A 15,963-nucleotide genomic window follows, 5' to 3' on the forward strand; every position below is an offset into this window, starting at 1 on the left:
TTATTTTTTAGTTTGACTAAATTCTCTGCCAAGATTTAATTGAGCTTTCACTTGATCGCTAATCTTATTTTTGGACTTTTCTTCAATGTATTTCAAAATCACAGATTGATCAGAAACTTGATTGAATGAAGTGATAAGACTTTTATCATCTTTCTGGTCAATCTTTTGTGTTGCAACTGGCATGATTGTCCCTAATCGTTTCGCACGATTCAGATACTGTAGTTGTGCAGGCGTTACTGCCAAAGTGTAAAGTCTAGCAGCACTTTTCACTTCCTTTGTTTCGCCTTCAGAATCCTGTTCTTCTCGAAAAGCATCATTTGTATCACTATCTTTTACACTAGTCACTCGTACTTGAGGAAATAGTCCACCAAACAATACACTCTTGTTTGTAGCATCAGTCATCAATTCTCCTTGCGACCCCTCTACATTTAAGAAATAGAGATCTACAAATGTACCAGGTACGATGGAGTTTCCTGAACTAGTTTCTAAATCTACAAGGAGTGGAAAAGCAACTTCTCCACCTTGTAGAGAGAGTATCGCAGCATCAGGTAATTTGTTTTTGCTTAATACATTGTTCTTAAGAAAGAAGCTATTTGCAGAAATACCAAAACCTTCTGTCGTATACTTACCAACTACTTCTTCTTTATTTAAATAAGCGTTAGGAGGTATTGCGTTACCTGGGATCTCACGTTCAAAAATCATTTCTTCTGTGATTTTAGTGTGTGGTTGAATATCTTTTCTAACCAGAACCACTTTGGTTGGATCAACGGCTTTTTCAACTGCATAAGCGTTATATGCATACATTGATCCAACCACGGCTAATGAAAGAACTGCTGCTACAACTTTTCTCTTAGTTTGCTTTTTTAACTTCTTCAATCTAAATTCCCCCCTGGAATCTTAAGCTTGCTTTTCGATTCATAGATCACAATATTTTTAGCTAAAATACTTACTTCTTCTTTTTGCTCTTTAGTCACCCGTTTAAATGTCGATTCATTTATAACCTCCCCCTCGACGGCAACCATCGCAGGGGAAGTATTTATCTTGACGATTTTAAAATTACGCTTACTACCTTCGTAGTTAAAATCATTGTTCAAGGCGTAATCCTTTTGATATTCATTTCTGAACTTCACTGGATCGATTTCAATCATTTCATTTACTCGCAAAGTACCTTTATTAATCGATTTTTGAATCGATGACTCTGACGCTTGTTTTACAGCATCACGGTTATCGATCATACTTGCATTTAAAACTGTAGAGTCAATCTGAAAAGCAAAGCACATCGTAAATAGGGTTACAACCAAACCAAACCAAGTCATTTTGCTCATAATTTAGCTCCTTTAACCCAATCTACCAAGCCACTTATAATGCTACTTTTCCCTGTCCAATCCCAACCGTTTCCTGTAGGAAACGGCTTGCTCGGGGAAACTGATCTCCGTACGAAGTCATCCATAGCTGTTCCCTTAATTTCAACGCCACTTGTTAAACATAGTCCGAGTTCGTTCACTCCACCTCTTCCCACGTTTACTTCAAATGGATACTTTCCATCTTTTTGTTCGAAGTTGGAATACCATTTCCGTCCCCCATCAATTAATTCTTCAGGAGATTGAGCTGGGTTATTTGAACTGAATACAACTCCTGAGTTACGAGATACATATACGGATCGTGGTACGAACCGAGCAAATTGTCCTGTATCAGTAATTCGATCAAGCCCTTGCATGGTATCAAGGTTGTTTGCTGAATATTCGTATTGAACTGCAGCATTTTTTGCTGTTCCGTTGTATAGTGGTTGGTATTCATTGAAGTACTGAGTATCGACATTGTAAGTGAATCCATAACCGGCTCTTAGTCTTGAAGGGAATACACTATTGATGGATCCCTTTAAAGTCTCGATATACGTTCTATCACCTAAAATTGAATCACTTACTGTGATTACTGGACCACTTGCTTCAGAGGTTGGTCCACACATCCCGACTTCCCTTGAAGGTATATAAATCGTTGTCTCTCGGACGTTGTTTGCATAAACATCCTCTACTCCTTCAACAAATTCTTCGTATGTCCCATCCTCGTTAATTTCTGCTATCACATTTGAATCGTCTTCAACTTCCCATGATAGGCTGACTACTTTTCGTTCTCCCTCTTTTAAGGACACATGGGTTTCAGCTTTTGTTTCGTTGTTTACCTTCACTGTCAAATTAGGGTTGACACTACTATACTTAGCTTCATCAGAGTTTACTTCGCCTAATTCTTTTTCATAATGATCAATCCATTGATCGGTTTGACCGATATCACATTCCATTTCGTTAATCTGTGTTTGTTTACTATTCACAGCTGCTTGAGCTGCATTAACTGCAGCAGGATTTACAACCGTCTTAGTCGTGCATTGTTCTTTTCCGTTACCGTCTATAACACAACTTTCAACTTCATCACCTTTTTTAGCATCTGCTAACTTTTTATTCAAAGTTACTAATTCTGTTTCATACTGTGCTTTTTTTAATTCCTGACTCTTTTTAGTAGCTTTTTTTGAGGATAAATCTGCATTAATCGCATTCTTGGCATTCGATCGATTAGATGCATAATTTGATCTGTAAACTGAAATCGGAGTCGTTGTCGTAGTGTTTTTATCAGTCGTTTTTGCTTCTAGCCTTTCTACTGATAAATCAAGTTCATATTCATAGCGATATTCTGGTGGATCAATATCTTCAATCTGACATGTACCAGGTTTAGGTGGTGGAATGTTTTTCGGACTCCAACTTAAGCTAGTGCTAGCACTATTGTTAGCATAACTCTCCTCTGCCATGTCTTTACTTCCGTTAGGGTTAAACTCTGCTGTGAACTTAAAGACACCTGCCCAAGACGTTGCTATGCTCGGATTAAATCCATACGTCTTACTGTAGACCTTTCCATAAGGGAAAGATTTTCCGTACTTAGGTAACTTCGTTGTCGATAACGTTCCGCTTTTTGATACCGATTTACCTTTTGCATCTATACCATCAAAGTTCCATCTGACACTCCACGGTACTGCTACTTTTGAAGTTACGATTTGCTTATCTGGAGATGCGTTTTGTACTTTAAATGTCAAATTCACGTTATTTGATGAACGAGAAGCCGATAAAGAATCTGCTTTCATATCTGGTTCAGGACACTCTGGAAAATCTAGTGCTTTAACGATGTATGCTTGATACCAATACACTCCTGTATTTGGATCTCTATACTGTGTGACAGCTAAACCAGCTTCATATCCTTTTCTGAGACTTTGAATGCGTATTCTAGCGTCATCTTCATTTTTTAACCACCAAGACCCTGATTTGTAATCTAGTAACTTCTTTCCTAGCCAAGAGAAATAGCCCATCGTTTTAATTGCTTCATCGTACATTGCTCCTTTTGGAGAATAAAATACGTTTTTCATTGCGTAGGCGTATTTAACTCGCGTAGCGTAATCTTGAGATTTTAAGAATAAATCAGCATCAAATTTGCTGATACCGATATACTCTGGATAGTCTTCATTGATCATGAGTCCACCATAACGAGAATATCCTAAGTATCGCCATTGACCACTAGAATAATCATTTCCATAGCTACTATCATTTACATCTTGAGGTGTACCATAAATCAATAATCTGTACTTTCGTGAAAGACTAGCATTCAAGTTGTATGTCTTACCACTTATTTTGTATGAAACTGTAGGTACACCAACACTTTTTACGTATGATAACCAATCCGTATCTCCACAAGCTTTAATGGCTGAGGATGTCACATTCGTATTTTGTACTGCTGCACCAACCGTTCGATATGTTGCAAATACTGTAGGCTGTTTACTCTCAGTAACAATTACTTCTCCGTTATGGTTCGCATCGATAAGTTTGACTACTTTCCCCGCATCAGATGTGATCATCTTTCCTTCTAAGTCTTTCCATGAATGAATAGGAACTTTTCCCTTTGTCCTACTAACTGCTGAATCAAGAAAAGATTTAATCCCATTGCTCTCAATGAATTCTACGTCTTGAATATTGACCGCATTTTGTTTACTATCACCTACGCTAACGGTATTAGCTTCGGCAACGGAAGTACTTGTAAGTAAAAATGCAGTCAATAGAACAAGCGATACTTTCTTTAACTTCATTCAATATCCCCCGTTGATTTTATTTTTCAAATCGTATGCTACCAGCATTGAATGTGACAGTATATCCATCCACTTCGTAAGGACCGTATCCATTTACGCCATAGTATTGACCATCAAAATATTTGTTTACTACCGATTCATATCCTTTAGGTAAATACGGCTTGAGCATCATCTTCATGATGTATTTACTTTCTTTGATTCGTAAGTCACGACCACTGGAATAATACATCTTAAATTTCTTGGATCCATAAGCAAATTCGTAGGCGATGTTTACATCATCTAGTGATTCAAATCCTTCTATCGTATTGACCAAGTTAATTACAGTACCTCTTGATTTAGCACCGATTGAATCAGCAATCGCTTTTGTTTCTTTCACCTTTGTAGCGTACGAAAAAGAATTTGAGACTTTTACTTTATCAATTGCATCAAACTTAAGACCAAGAGCATAACTACCTGTCTGTAGTTCATAACCAGATACATTACTCGGTTTCTTTAGTGAGTCGTTCGGGGTAACTATTTTTTTAAGATCTGTTGCCTTGATATAACGATACGATTTTTGGAACATGATTTTTGAGAATCCATTACTGTTACCATAGACACTTACTTTTGTTCCTTTTTTTAATGTTCCTACTGACTTGTGCGTATTCGATGCACCCGTACGTACATATGCTTTAGTCGAAATAACTGAAGCGTAATATTGAATCTTAGGAGTTGTAGAGACCTTCTTCGTATATTTTGAAGAGATGTAGCCCGTTTTACCCTTCAACTTAATCGTATACCAACCTGACTTTGATCCGATTACCGTCACCTTAGTCCCTTTTGCAAGCTGACCTAATTTTTTAGAAGATCCCGATCTTGATTGACGTACATTTAGTAATTCAGTCGTAATGACCGAGAACTGCTTAAACGTACTCCCTGAAGCATTCTTTTTAATGTACTTGGCTGATACGTATGCAGGTTTACCTTTATAAGAAACTTTATACCAACCATTACTACTTCCAATCACAGCGACAATCGTATTCTTTTTCAAAAGACCTACTGTTTTATATTTCGTACTTGGACCACTACGTACATTTAAATCGACGGTTGAAGTTCCCTTAAACTGTTTAAACGATGCTGCTTCAACCTTGTTAACTTGCCCTGGAGCATTCTCAAGAATACTAAGACTAGGTACTCCAGATAAAATTACTGTAGTTGCGATCACTGCTGATAAACTCTTCTTCATAAAAATCCCCTCCCTATGATGTAGGCATTTAAATGCATCTTATCCGCTTTTCTTCCTATATATAGGATAACAATTAAACTAAATTAAGTAAATTCCTTTACTTAACAATGAGGTCAATCAGTTTTTGAAGAAAGGTAATCTTATTTTTCTTCTTTTTCTTGGTTCTCTCTCATTGTGATAAACAGGAATGTTCATTAGTTTTGAAAGCTTACTTAACCCTTGGATAAATGCTTCGTCTATATCATCGGTTTTATTCAGAAGAAGTTGGTTCTTAATCGATCTTTTATAAATAATCTCTGAATTCAAGGTTGGTAAAAATAGATAATTCTCGAATCCATTGTTAATTGCAAATTCATCAGAAATTAAGTCGTGCGATTTATTTATCACATAGATGATTTCTACACCTTTTTTATTTAATAGATCGATTTGTTTTTTTCGTTCTCTACATTCCCAAAGTCCATTAATTTCTGGTTCTAAAACTACGATTAGCTTTCTGATATTCTGCATAATCTGTGGTCTTTCGAAATAGCTATCACCGATGTCTATCAAATTAAGTCCTTCTTTGACAGTGATAAGTAGTTTTAAAAAGTCTATATCTTCATAAGAAATTTCCTTATACGTTGTTTTAAGGTCCCATTTGATATTTTTATATTTGAAAGGTTGATAGTAAACATTCTCTTCACCATCAATTATGGAACTCGGAATAGCTTGGTGCTCGCCTGTAGAATACAAAAAAGTTGGCTTATTGAAAGGAGATTCAGTAACTCGTATATCGAAATTTACATCTGCTAAGTACTTAGCTAACGCTTGAGTAACTAAGCTAGATCCAGCTCTTCTAGTAAGATTAACTACAAACCAGCTATTAGCTTCTACGCTAATCACTTTAGTTTTCACAATCTCTTTTATAACAACTTTTTCCTTAACTCTGATCTCACCATCTGATACTTTATCCTCTTCATGATTTACAAGTATTTCAGATCGTTCCATACTACTTTTCCATCTAATTGAATCAGCTAATGTCTTTTTTTCTTCTATGGCTGCAGTTAACTTCTGCTGATTCATTTCGTATATTTCTTGATAGTCTTCACCTGTAGGATCTTGAAGGGAGACAATATCATAAACACCAGAATTTATAAGTGAAACTAGCGTTCTATCTCCTACCTGTAGATCAAATCCTGCTAGAATGATTCGAGTGGTTGGCTTATTTAGTACAATATTGATTATTCCTTTTACAAGAGCATCTTCAGAAGCACAAGTAAGATCAACTAAAACGTAATTTAGTGTCACTCTCGAGACTTTTATACACGCATTCAAAAACTCGGTATCGCCAAATTGATCTATAGCCTCAAAAACCAATTCTTCATTAGCTACAGATTTAAATAAATGATGATTTCCTGGACTAGAAATTATTCCGTACATATTGCTCCCCCTTTCGATCAGATAAATTGATTAGGTGCTTCTTTATACTCTTTTAATTTTTTTAAAGTGATCACTTTAATGATTTGAGTGATTGATAACCCGTAATCTTTAGCGATACTTTCAAGTTCAACTTTTTGATCTAACGTAAACTTGATACAGCAGTTATAGTCTTGCTCCTTTGACTTCATCATCTTGGTCATCCCCTTATTTAACGTCCACCTCCAGCCCCAAATAACTCAAGTTCTTCTTGAGTGACGTCTATTTTCAAATGCAATCTTTTACTTCCTGCAACAAATAGTGCTTCTCCACGTCTACCATCTGCTAATGTCTGTACCTCTCTTTCAGAGAGCGACATGAGCTTTTGTAACGCTTCGATATCCTTATCCCCTTGACCCATAATGAATTTATAGACCGGGTTATCAATTAACGCTTGGCCATATCTTTGAACTGAAGGATCTAACATATCTACTAGGTTATGAAAAATTGACATTAATCCACCTTCACGTTTACGAATACGTTTTGAAGTGTTACGTAAAAATTGAAGTGGCTGCGGATGATCTGGATCAGCTAACAGGTATGTTTCATCAACAGCAATAAATACTCGTTCATCTTTATCTCTGCTCACTTCGTCCCAAACCCATCCTAAGATGTTATAAAACTGAGCTCTCATAGTTCGTTCATCTGCTTCAAGTAGTTTATTTATATTGAGAACAATGAAGTCACTTTCAGCTTTAATTGTCGTTGCTCCATTCCACAAAAATGAATCTGCACCGATTGCACTTGATCGCAATCGCATCGCTAAAGTTTTCCATTCTTTTTCTGATTCATCGCTGGACGATCCATTTTCAGAACTCGTTTTAGAAGCTTCTAAAATTAGTTCGTATAACTCTTCTAGAGTCGGCCATTCTTCATTTGATAACGATGTAGGTTCGGTCGTCCAAGAGATACCCTTGCTCTTATAAAGAACTTCCAGAGCTCTTTCTAGTAGAACTTCTTCTAAAACCGTCATGTCTTTTAAGTACATTCTGAAGAATGATCGGAGAACCTGAAAATGTTGCGCTAGAGGTCCACGTTTAGCTTTCCCATCATCTACTTCAGTTTCAAACAGTGGATCACTTTCTTCGTCATCATCAGCTGGTACTGCTCTGACTTGCAATGGATTAATGCGACCTTTTGGATCTCCTGCAGCATCAATATACTGCCCTCCAAGATTCTTACATAGATCTCCGTATTCATTTTCAGGATCGATTACGATCACTTTAGATCCCTGAGCCCATTCATTAGCTAATATTTTCTTTACTAAGGTTGACTTACCTACACCAGGCTTTCCGATAACTGTAATGTTGCTATTCGTTCTATCTGACTGTCGAACCCAAAAATCTGTTAGTACAATCCCTCCAGCTGTATCTGTACCTAATAAAATCCCTTTACCGTCGTTCAATCCAGAAAATACAAAGGGATAACTTGCAGCAGCCGTTTTGGCGGTCATATTTCGTTGTCCAATTGCAGTAATATTTTTTGGTACCATCTCCCAAGGAGTAAGTCCTTTTAAGCAATCTTCTTGTCTTAAAATCGGCGTTCGTGCTCTAAGCCCGCCTGCAGCTAACTCTGCTTCCACTCGTCTACACCGAGCTTCTAGAGATTCATCATTCTCTGCGCCTACTAGCAGAAGAGTCGTTAGATTCAAGACGCTTTGTTGATCTCTATCGATATCTTTTAATAATTGTTGAACATCTTTCAATTGGTCTTCTGTTCGTTGTTGTTCAAATGGATTTTTGATTTCCATTAGTCGAGATGACAACTCACCACTAGACCGTCTAATTTCTTTTACAAGTTCAAAAGGATCTGTAGGATCAATTTGAATCGATACTGCCACACCATCCATATTCGCTACTCGAGATAACCATGCAGCAGACACCTGGTTAGGATACTGAGTGATTACATAAGTACGTGCTACGCGATCTCCCCAAATTACTTTTTTTGGTTTAAATTCAATTATCATTGGAGAAATTTGTTCAATCAACGGAGATGTTTGTTCTACTTTTTTTGCCATCTTCACTTACCCTCCACATAATTAGTAAAATATGGCCCATTATCTTGCGGTGCTCTTTCATATGCTGCCTGTTGGGGATTCGAAAAAATGAATAAAAGATCCCGTATTTCTTGATTAGTACATAAGTGTCCACCTAATCCAGCTGAGGTTAAATTAGCAGCAATTTCTGTGGTTCTTCTAATTAGTGTATTTTTCTCATACTCTGGATTTGATGAAACATCGCCTTCAAGTAATAGATAAAATTGTTGTTCAACTGCCTCACCACCAGAAGCCATGATTGCTGCATGTGACATTGCATTACCTAACAGTCTTTTCTTCATACCAACTGGTTCTTGGGATTGTTTTACTTTGAGTTGTTCGATAAAACCGTCCAAATCTACAGGTCTTGCGATTGAAAAGATTTTATACCTTGTATCAATCCCATTCATAACTTCAAAAAGTTGACGAATCCTCATATCTTTCTCGTTCTTAGATAAAAGCGACATATTTACTGTTCCGACCCTAATAAGAGAGATTACCTTTTGATCTTTCCTAAAAATCAATCTGTCATTCACATCCGAAATATTGAACCAATTTTGAGCATTTTGTTTATTACTGTTCATTTCAATCTTATTTTTTTCTTCAGTCGTTACTTTTTTTCTTTTGAATGTAATGATGTCTATTCACCTCTATCAATTTTCGAATATAGATACCTTCTAGGTCTTTTTAGAAAGTCTTTATAGTACTGAACAAATTTTATGACCGATACACCTTCTCTTGGATCTTCGACAACAAGTAAGAACGAAACGCCACCAAAGACTATAACGACTAAAGCTTTCACCAATCCTTTTACATCAATGATTAGATCTACCATTGAAACAATAATTAGGCCCACTATTCCGGCAATCAGGATTGCGATAATTTCTCGCAATCCTATACCGAAAATTTCAAACCTAGCTTTAATATTTTTGGGGATGATATATTTCGTTTCAGCTTGTTGGCTCATCATTTTCTCTAAATCGAAATTCATGATTCACCTCATTTTTTCATTGCCATTCTTGAAACTGCCATCATACTAATTTGTTGACCACTATTTGATCCCATCTTCCCTGTACCTGTAGAGTGAATATGTTCTTTGAGAATCGTTGGTACTTTAACAGCTACAATCAGTACACCAAAGAACAAACAGAATCCTAACAGTGCTTCTTCCGGGCCTTTAAACATAGTCTGCAAGGACTCGAAACCTATTTTTATTAGCAATAGTTGTGAAGCTTGCGCTAGCGATATTGCTAGCAATTGTCTCCACCATGAGGAATACATCTCACTATTAGGGTTCATTAAAGATACTGCCATGAAGCAGCCAACTACAGCTAAAAATGCTAATTCTGCTGCTCGTATAGACGCTTGAATAACGATGATGAACATTAAAATTACAATGGATATTACCATTACTAAAATAAATAAAGGTAAGAATTCCAGAGCTGCGAATGCTTTGAGCATATCCTTAAGTGATCCTTTACCTGCTGGGCTACCGAAACCGCCACCTTCTAGTTTGGCTACATCTATTGCTAAAGTAGTTCCAAACTTATAGATAGTGGTCACTATCCAAGGAACACTAATGATTACAGCTACAGATTTCACAACTCGAATGAGTATTTTTGCCGGATCAGCAACTTCATCACCGGACTCTTGAAGGATGTAACGAAATAACATCTCTTTTGCTACAACTACTGATAGAAGAGTAATTCCGATTCCTTGAGCGTATATAATCGCATCCACGACGATATCCATCTCTAAAATTTTTATTCCAGATCCACCTATCTGAGCGAGTAAAACTAAAATAAAGTTAATAGCTCCATCAATCCAGTCTTCAAAGAGCGTGTTGATTGCTTTCGAAAGGAAACCGCCCATCTTAAGTGTAGTACGTTACGATAATCGCAATTAGTGATACAGCTGATAGACAAATTGCAAGCCCGATGAATACATTCTTCATTTGTTTTTTAATTTCATTTCGTGAACCTGGATCATCAGTCATTGCATACTTTAGTCCTAGTCCAATCATGATAAAGCCTGCTACCGCTCCAGCAATTGCTGTAATCCATCCACCTGCATCACCTAAAAGTGTCTTAGTGTCTGAGAATAAGGAAGGTGTGCCTGAAGTTGCGCCTTTTTTTTCAGCTGCTTCTGCTAAAGGACTTGTAAGGACTAAAACCATCATGGCAATTGATAAAGTAACTAGTGCATTCAGGTTCTTTTTGATTTTGTTCCCCATCACATTACTTTGCTTGTTCTTCTTGAAATTCATCTAATTCATTTCCTCCTTCTAGTTCTCGAATTTGTTCTAATGCTGATTTTTCTTTCTTTACACTTTCTGTTTTGCTTTCCAGTTTCTTTTCTACTACCTCAATAACTTGAGGCAGTTTTTCGGCATTCCTCCTTTCAATGAGCACTGGTTTGTGCTTATTAAATTCATTCATTGCTGACCATTCTGATATATCAGGAGCAGTCAATTTAGAAGGGAATTGCCCTGATCTCAATATAAGTGTCATCCCACTTGGCCACCGTTCAATTTCATCTGGTAAAAGTAGAGAGCGACTTGTTAAACTAGTGCTCGTCGTTCCACTCGCCTCTAAATTTTTATAGTTGTTAGAAACGCTATTTGTTGAAATGGTATATTTACCAGTTTTTTCTGAGATGGCTTTAGCTGTATCAATATCAGTGGTTCTTAGGAAAATCCAAACTAAGCAGTTTCCCGTAATCGTTTTCGCAGCATCACCATAAGTTGTTTTCAATTGGTTCAAGTCTTGTAAAGCTAAAGTGAACCTCATACCACGACCAGCTGCTACAGTAATTTTTGTATCAAACTTTGAAATCTGAGGCATATTCCCGAACTCGTCTAAGAAAAAATTCACTTGAACGGGTAATCTTCCATCAAAGTAGTTCGCTTCTTTTACTAATTTTGAGTAGAGTTGATCAATGTAGAGACTTGCTAATAGATGTCTTGAAGTTGTTTCATCAGGAATGACTAAGAAAACAACGGATTTTACTGTTCCTATATCTTCAAGACGATGATCATTTTCTTCCGTCATCAAGGCAATGTTAGGATCCGAGAATAATAGTAAATTGGATGCTGCACCACTGAAGAAGCTCCCTCGTTGTCTAGAAGGTGCTAAGGCTGCAACTGTAAAGGCATCCCTCGCAGGATGTTCATGATTGAGTTCCATCATGAGATTGTTAAGAGGAATGTATTCTTCAGAAGTATCTGGATCGACAATTGGTTGCCCGAAATCACGAAGTAATCTAAATACTGAGATTAAGTTCTGCTTTGCTGGGTTTGTCTCTTCAATTGCGATATACATGATTAATGCTGTAGTTACTGATAGCTCACCGTTTGCCCAAATCGGATCACCTTTCCGTTCTTTTTGAAATACGATCATGTAGGCTAAATCTCGTGCGCGCTCCGTAGCTAAAGCTAATTGATCTTGCTTAGATAATTCAGGGTCATTCAAGGCTTCTACGACCGTCTGCATAGGATTCCATGTATTACTTTTTTTGCCCGGATCTCTTAAATCGATTTTTATTACCTTGTAACCTTCGCTTTTCAAGTAACCACTTGTGAGGTTAAACAACTCACCTTTTGGATCTGTTATGACCATACTTTCTCCAGCTTTACCTGTTAAATAAATCGAAGGCATTAACGACTTTCGAGATTTACCTGAACGGGTAGACCCTAAAAGCAAAGTATGTGATGCATCATGAACGTAATAGGCTCTTTGAGTTTTGGAATCCATCCCTAGAACTACTCCACCTGAATTCGGACGAGTACCATTCGTCATGATCCACGTTCCATTAGATGACTGCATTTCTTTATTAGTAGAAAATCGTGCAGTTCCAAACTGTCCTTTACCAGTCGCTTCAGGTCCGCCTAAACCTCTCAGTTTCTCGTTCTTGATTTTTATTGGTCCCATTAAAAATAGAGAAAGTGTAAATAATAAAATTGGAGCCTGAACATACATAAACAATCTCAGCGTTGTCTCAGAATCAAGCATCAAGAACCATGATTCTACAAGATCAACTGAGGAAGCCCATTTTTTCATAGTCTCAACAGGATTAGTCTCAATGTACTCTGGAATACGTAAAAGAGATGGAACAAACATCAAGTCTGCTATTGCTATTGCTAGCACTACTAATATTTTTACTTTTAACATGGATCACCTTACCTTTCTCGTGAGTTCTTTCTCTCGTTATTCTTTTCTTTCATCAATCTTTTACGAAGTCTTCTCTGCGCTTCGTATTCAGATTGATTGATTTCATTTCGAAGCCCTTTAAATGCGCCTTTCCATAAGTCAGTAATTACACTTATTTGTACATTTTCTTTTGGATAGTTATAAACATCCTTTAGACCACTTAGCTTTAAATCTGAGATCATGTATCTGTATTCTTGTTTAGAGAGCGATACATTCCCTCCGTATCTCTCCATCTCTATATTTCTACTATTTACAGCCTTTACTACATCCTCAATATTCTTTTCAGGAATCTGGCTTTGTGTATTTTCATTCCATGTACTCAATACTTCAGTAACTTGTTTTTCATCCATCCCGCTTGATATGAGTATTGTAGCTGCTCTGTTTAAAGTGATACGCTCAGTGTTTTTTAGCTCCCATTTAGCGTTAAGAGCATTTAAATTGATGATTGTTTGGTTTTTCTGTCCTTTTCGTTCCAGGAGTTGCTTCAAGTCTGGATTTTCTAACGGCACTTTTGACAGATCAATGAGCTTTTGAAGTGACTTGATGTGGCTTGGAGATAATGATTCAATGTTACTCTTATCAATCTTCATCTCTACTTCCCGAAGGACTTTAATTGCGCTCTCCCTGTTTGGGCTAAACTCATATGTGTTTGAGAATGGATATTTCATGTTTAATCCAGATTCATTTGTGAGCTTAGTCCAGACATTTTGTCCGGCCATGAACTTTTGAGTCGCTACTTTACTAAATTGTTTTTCAATCCAGTTAGATTGTGATTCAAACGGTATATTATTTTTCTCTAAGCAATTTTTTAATACGGATAGTTGCTTAATCGGATCTATATTAGCCTCTTTCATAATAATCAATTGTTTGAACACCGTATTTCTCATGTCATGTTCAGACAAAGTCATATTTGAAAGTGCTTGAGTAAGCTCCTTCTTTTCAACTAGTAATTCTAATTTCCGTACAACTTCAAATGGTGGTTCACTTTTTAAATCCAAGGATCGTTTTAGCATTTCCCACTCCATTTTGTTCATGCTTAATTTCTTACTTAAGTTTGTTGAAGGTGTATCGAGATTAAATTTAGCTTTCAGAAAAGGTGAATACATTGCTAAGTCACTTACTTTAGACTCAACATTGGTTACCTCTACTTTATTACTGTCTAGAAACTCCTTAAGCGTTATTTCCATCCCGGCGTTTTCTCTCAATTCTTCAAACACCTTAACCATTTCGTTCTTATTCAAGCCCTTATCTAGTAAAAGACTTTTCGTAACTTCAGTTACTTGTTTCTCCAAAGACTTAATAGGAGCTTTAGAATTCAAAAGTGCCTGTTTAAAATCTAGAACGTTTTTTTGCTTTACCTCTACTCGATTTGATTTCCGATATAAATCAACCGATTTTAAAATTTGATTTGATAGTCTCTTTTCTAAATCCTTGAGCGCATTATTTGTAGAGTCCTCAATTTTTTGTTCGTCTTTCAAATGAAACTTTGCTAATTTTTGAACGGCTTCAAGATAATTAGCCATTTCAGATTTAAACTGTGGTTGGTTTAGTATCCACTTCGAGAAATTATTCAATTCTGTTTTAACCTCTTCAGGCATATATCCGTATGCAAGTCGTCCTTTAGTAGGGATCATCTCTGCAAGTTGATTAAACTCTGCATACACTGCCTTTAGTTGTTTAGGATCCAGCTTAATTTCATTTGGAATGTCACTCTCTTTTCCGACAAGACTTAGAACACTCTTATCTAAAAGCTGTTTTGCAACTTCACCAATGTTGTCTCTGCTTATTGTTTTTAAAATATTTAGCTGTTGTCGCTCCTCTTTAGCAATATGCTTCAGAAAAATATTTCGTACATTTCTCATTTCTTTACAATCTAGTTTTCCTTCTTCTTTTTGAGGTTTTTTCTCCCACATCATTAGATGGACATGAGGATGTCCTAATTCTTCATGGTAAGCTGCTACCCATTTTCCGTTGCTACTATTGATGCCCATCTCTTTAAAGACTTGATCGGTTGTAGCACGCATGAATCTTTCCCAATCTCCTTTTTTTTCGAATCCAAGGTTGGCTGCATCATCCCCCCTCAATGAAATTATGTACTGCCAAACAATCCCCTTATGCTTTGATAATTCATTTTGAATGGTAGTAAGTGAAATAATTTCATCCTGACTTTTTCCAAAAAGTCCATGTGATCCAGGTCTTTCAGATGCATATTTGACATGTCCTGCAGCCGTTTCAGGTGAAAACTCATCTAATACGCTTTTTGAATTATTCATGACTGTTCCTGGTCGAGTTGCAATGTACGTCGCATAATTACGATTCAACTTCTGATTCGTTGCTGTAGGAGTTTTAAAGCGCATCTTCACTATCAAAGGAGAATTCATTTAAGACCGCCTCCCATCACTGTCTCAAATGGTTTTTTTAGATCATCTACAGCTTTTACTCGAGCTTTGGTGTATGAGCTTAGAACATCAAATGTAGTAGCCTCGTCTAAATACTCGATTAGAAGATTTTGGGCTACCCCTGAGAAGATTGCTCCTTTAGACAATAATTTGGCTAGTCGTTCAATTTTAGGATCCAGTGCATTATCGAGGGCCTTCGTTAAGTCTGCTACGATGGAGTCTTTTACTGACTCTTTCGTTTCGTTTTCAATGTATTGTAGACACGCTTTTTCAATCAGGTTTGATCGATTAATACCAAACTCTTCAGATAAGTTATCAATCTCTTCCACCACGTTTTCAGGAAGATAAATATGTACTCTTTTATTCACTGTATCACCTCCTTTCTTCATCTGTCACACTCCAAAACCGTCCTATCAAAACGTTCAAATGAATGACAGCACACGATTTTATAAATTGGTTCATTTTTAGCACACAATCTAGCACACGCTAGATTGGCTCAGTGACAGGCTTTGCCTGGCATC

Annotated in this window: 14 protein-coding genes; all 14 read right to left on the reverse strand. The window is 36.8% G+C overall.

What is annotated here, in order from left to right; all coding sequences use genetic code 11:
* The 14 genes from cpaB to K7G97_RS17340 all read right to left on the reverse strand — a co-directional run bounded on the left by cpaB (position 1) and on the right by K7G97_RS17340 (position 15,810).
* Positions 1 to 876, reverse strand: coding sequence for a Flp pilus assembly protein CpaB (gene cpaB, locus K7G97_RS17275; protein WP_262415852.1), 876 nt, complete (start codon positions 874 to 876; stop codon positions 1 to 3).
* The gene (locus K7G97_RS17280) at positions 873 to 1,325 is read right to left on the reverse strand and encodes a hypothetical protein (protein WP_223042194.1); all 453 of its coding nucleotides are present in this window, start codon (positions 1,323 to 1,325) and stop codon (positions 873 to 875) included. Before K7G97_RS17280 ends, cpaB begins: the two co-directional genes overlap by 4 nt.
* Entirely contained in the window at positions 1,322 to 4,120 is a 2,799-nt protein-coding gene (locus tag K7G97_RS17285; RefSeq protein WP_223042195.1) for a hypothetical protein, read from the reverse strand. The genes K7G97_RS17280 and K7G97_RS17285 overlap by 4 nt, the downstream gene beginning before the upstream one ends.
* Positions 4,121 to 4,139: 19 nt before the next feature.
* Positions 4,140 to 5,345, reverse strand: coding sequence for an SH3 domain-containing protein (locus K7G97_RS17290; RefSeq protein ID WP_223042196.1), 1,206 nt, complete (start codon positions 5,343 to 5,345; stop codon positions 4,140 to 4,142).
* Positions 5,346 to 5,462: 117 nt separating this feature from the next.
* Positions 5,463 to 6,764, reverse strand: a complete 1,302-nt coding sequence (locus tag K7G97_RS17295; protein ID WP_223042197.1) for a hypothetical protein — start codon at positions 6,762 to 6,764, stop codon at positions 5,463 to 5,465.
* A 17-nt stretch (positions 6,765 to 6,781) separates the two neighbouring features.
* Positions 6,782 to 6,955: a hypothetical protein gene (locus K7G97_RS17300; RefSeq protein ID WP_156501877.1), complete on the reverse strand. Its 174-nt coding sequence runs from the start codon at positions 6,953 to 6,955 to the stop codon at positions 6,782 to 6,784.
* Positions 6,956 to 6,972: 17 nt separating this feature from the next.
* A complete protein-coding gene (locus tag K7G97_RS17305; protein ID WP_223042149.1) occupies positions 6,973 to 8,817 on the reverse strand; it encodes a VirB4 family type IV secretion system protein in 1,845 nt (614 codons plus the stop codon).
* A 2-nt stretch (positions 8,818 to 8,819) separates the two neighbouring features.
* Positions 8,820 to 9,419, reverse strand: a complete 600-nt coding sequence (locus K7G97_RS17310) for a hypothetical protein (protein WP_223042150.1) — start codon at positions 9,417 to 9,419, stop codon at positions 8,820 to 8,822.
* Positions 9,420 to 9,475: 56 nt separating this feature from the next.
* Positions 9,476 to 9,826 carry a hypothetical protein gene (locus K7G97_RS17315; protein WP_223042151.1) on the reverse strand — a complete coding sequence of 117 codons (351 nt, stop codon included), beginning with the start codon at positions 9,824 to 9,826 and terminating at the stop codon, positions 9,476 to 9,478.
* An 8-nt stretch (positions 9,827 to 9,834) separates the two neighbouring features.
* The gene (locus K7G97_RS17320) at positions 9,835 to 10,707 is read right to left on the reverse strand and encodes a conjugal transfer protein TrbL family protein (RefSeq protein ID WP_223042152.1); all 873 of its coding nucleotides are present in this window, start codon (positions 10,705 to 10,707) and stop codon (positions 9,835 to 9,837) included.
* 1 nt (position 10,708) lies between these two features.
* Positions 10,709 to 11,101 carry a pilin gene (locus K7G97_RS17325; RefSeq protein WP_223042153.1) on the reverse strand — a complete coding sequence of 131 codons (393 nt, stop codon included), beginning with the start codon at positions 11,099 to 11,101 and terminating at the stop codon, positions 10,709 to 10,711.
* Positions 11,073 to 13,004 (reverse strand): VirD4-like conjugal transfer protein, CD1115 family, encoded by a 1,932-nt coding sequence (locus K7G97_RS17330; protein ID WP_223042154.1) that lies wholly within the window; start codon positions 13,002 to 13,004, stop codon positions 11,073 to 11,075. Before K7G97_RS17330 ends, K7G97_RS17325 begins: the two co-directional genes overlap by 29 nt.
* A gap of 8 nt (positions 13,005 to 13,012) precedes the next feature.
* Positions 13,013 to 15,424 (reverse strand): MobP3 family relaxase, encoded by a 2,412-nt coding sequence (gene mobP3 / locus K7G97_RS17335; RefSeq protein WP_223042155.1) that lies wholly within the window; start codon positions 15,422 to 15,424, stop codon positions 13,013 to 13,015.
* Complete coding sequence (locus K7G97_RS17340) at positions 15,421 to 15,810, reverse strand: ribbon-helix-helix domain-containing protein (RefSeq protein WP_158537543.1); 390 nt, start codon at positions 15,808 to 15,810, stop codon at positions 15,421 to 15,423. Before K7G97_RS17340 ends, mobP3 begins: the two co-directional genes overlap by 4 nt.
* Positions 15,811 to 15,963 lie beyond the last annotated feature (153 nt).

Origin of the sequence: Exiguobacterium acetylicum (assembly GCF_019890935.1) — a bacterium.
Lineage (GTDB): Bacteria > Bacillota > Bacilli > Exiguobacteriales > Exiguobacteriaceae > Exiguobacterium_A > Exiguobacterium_A abrahamii.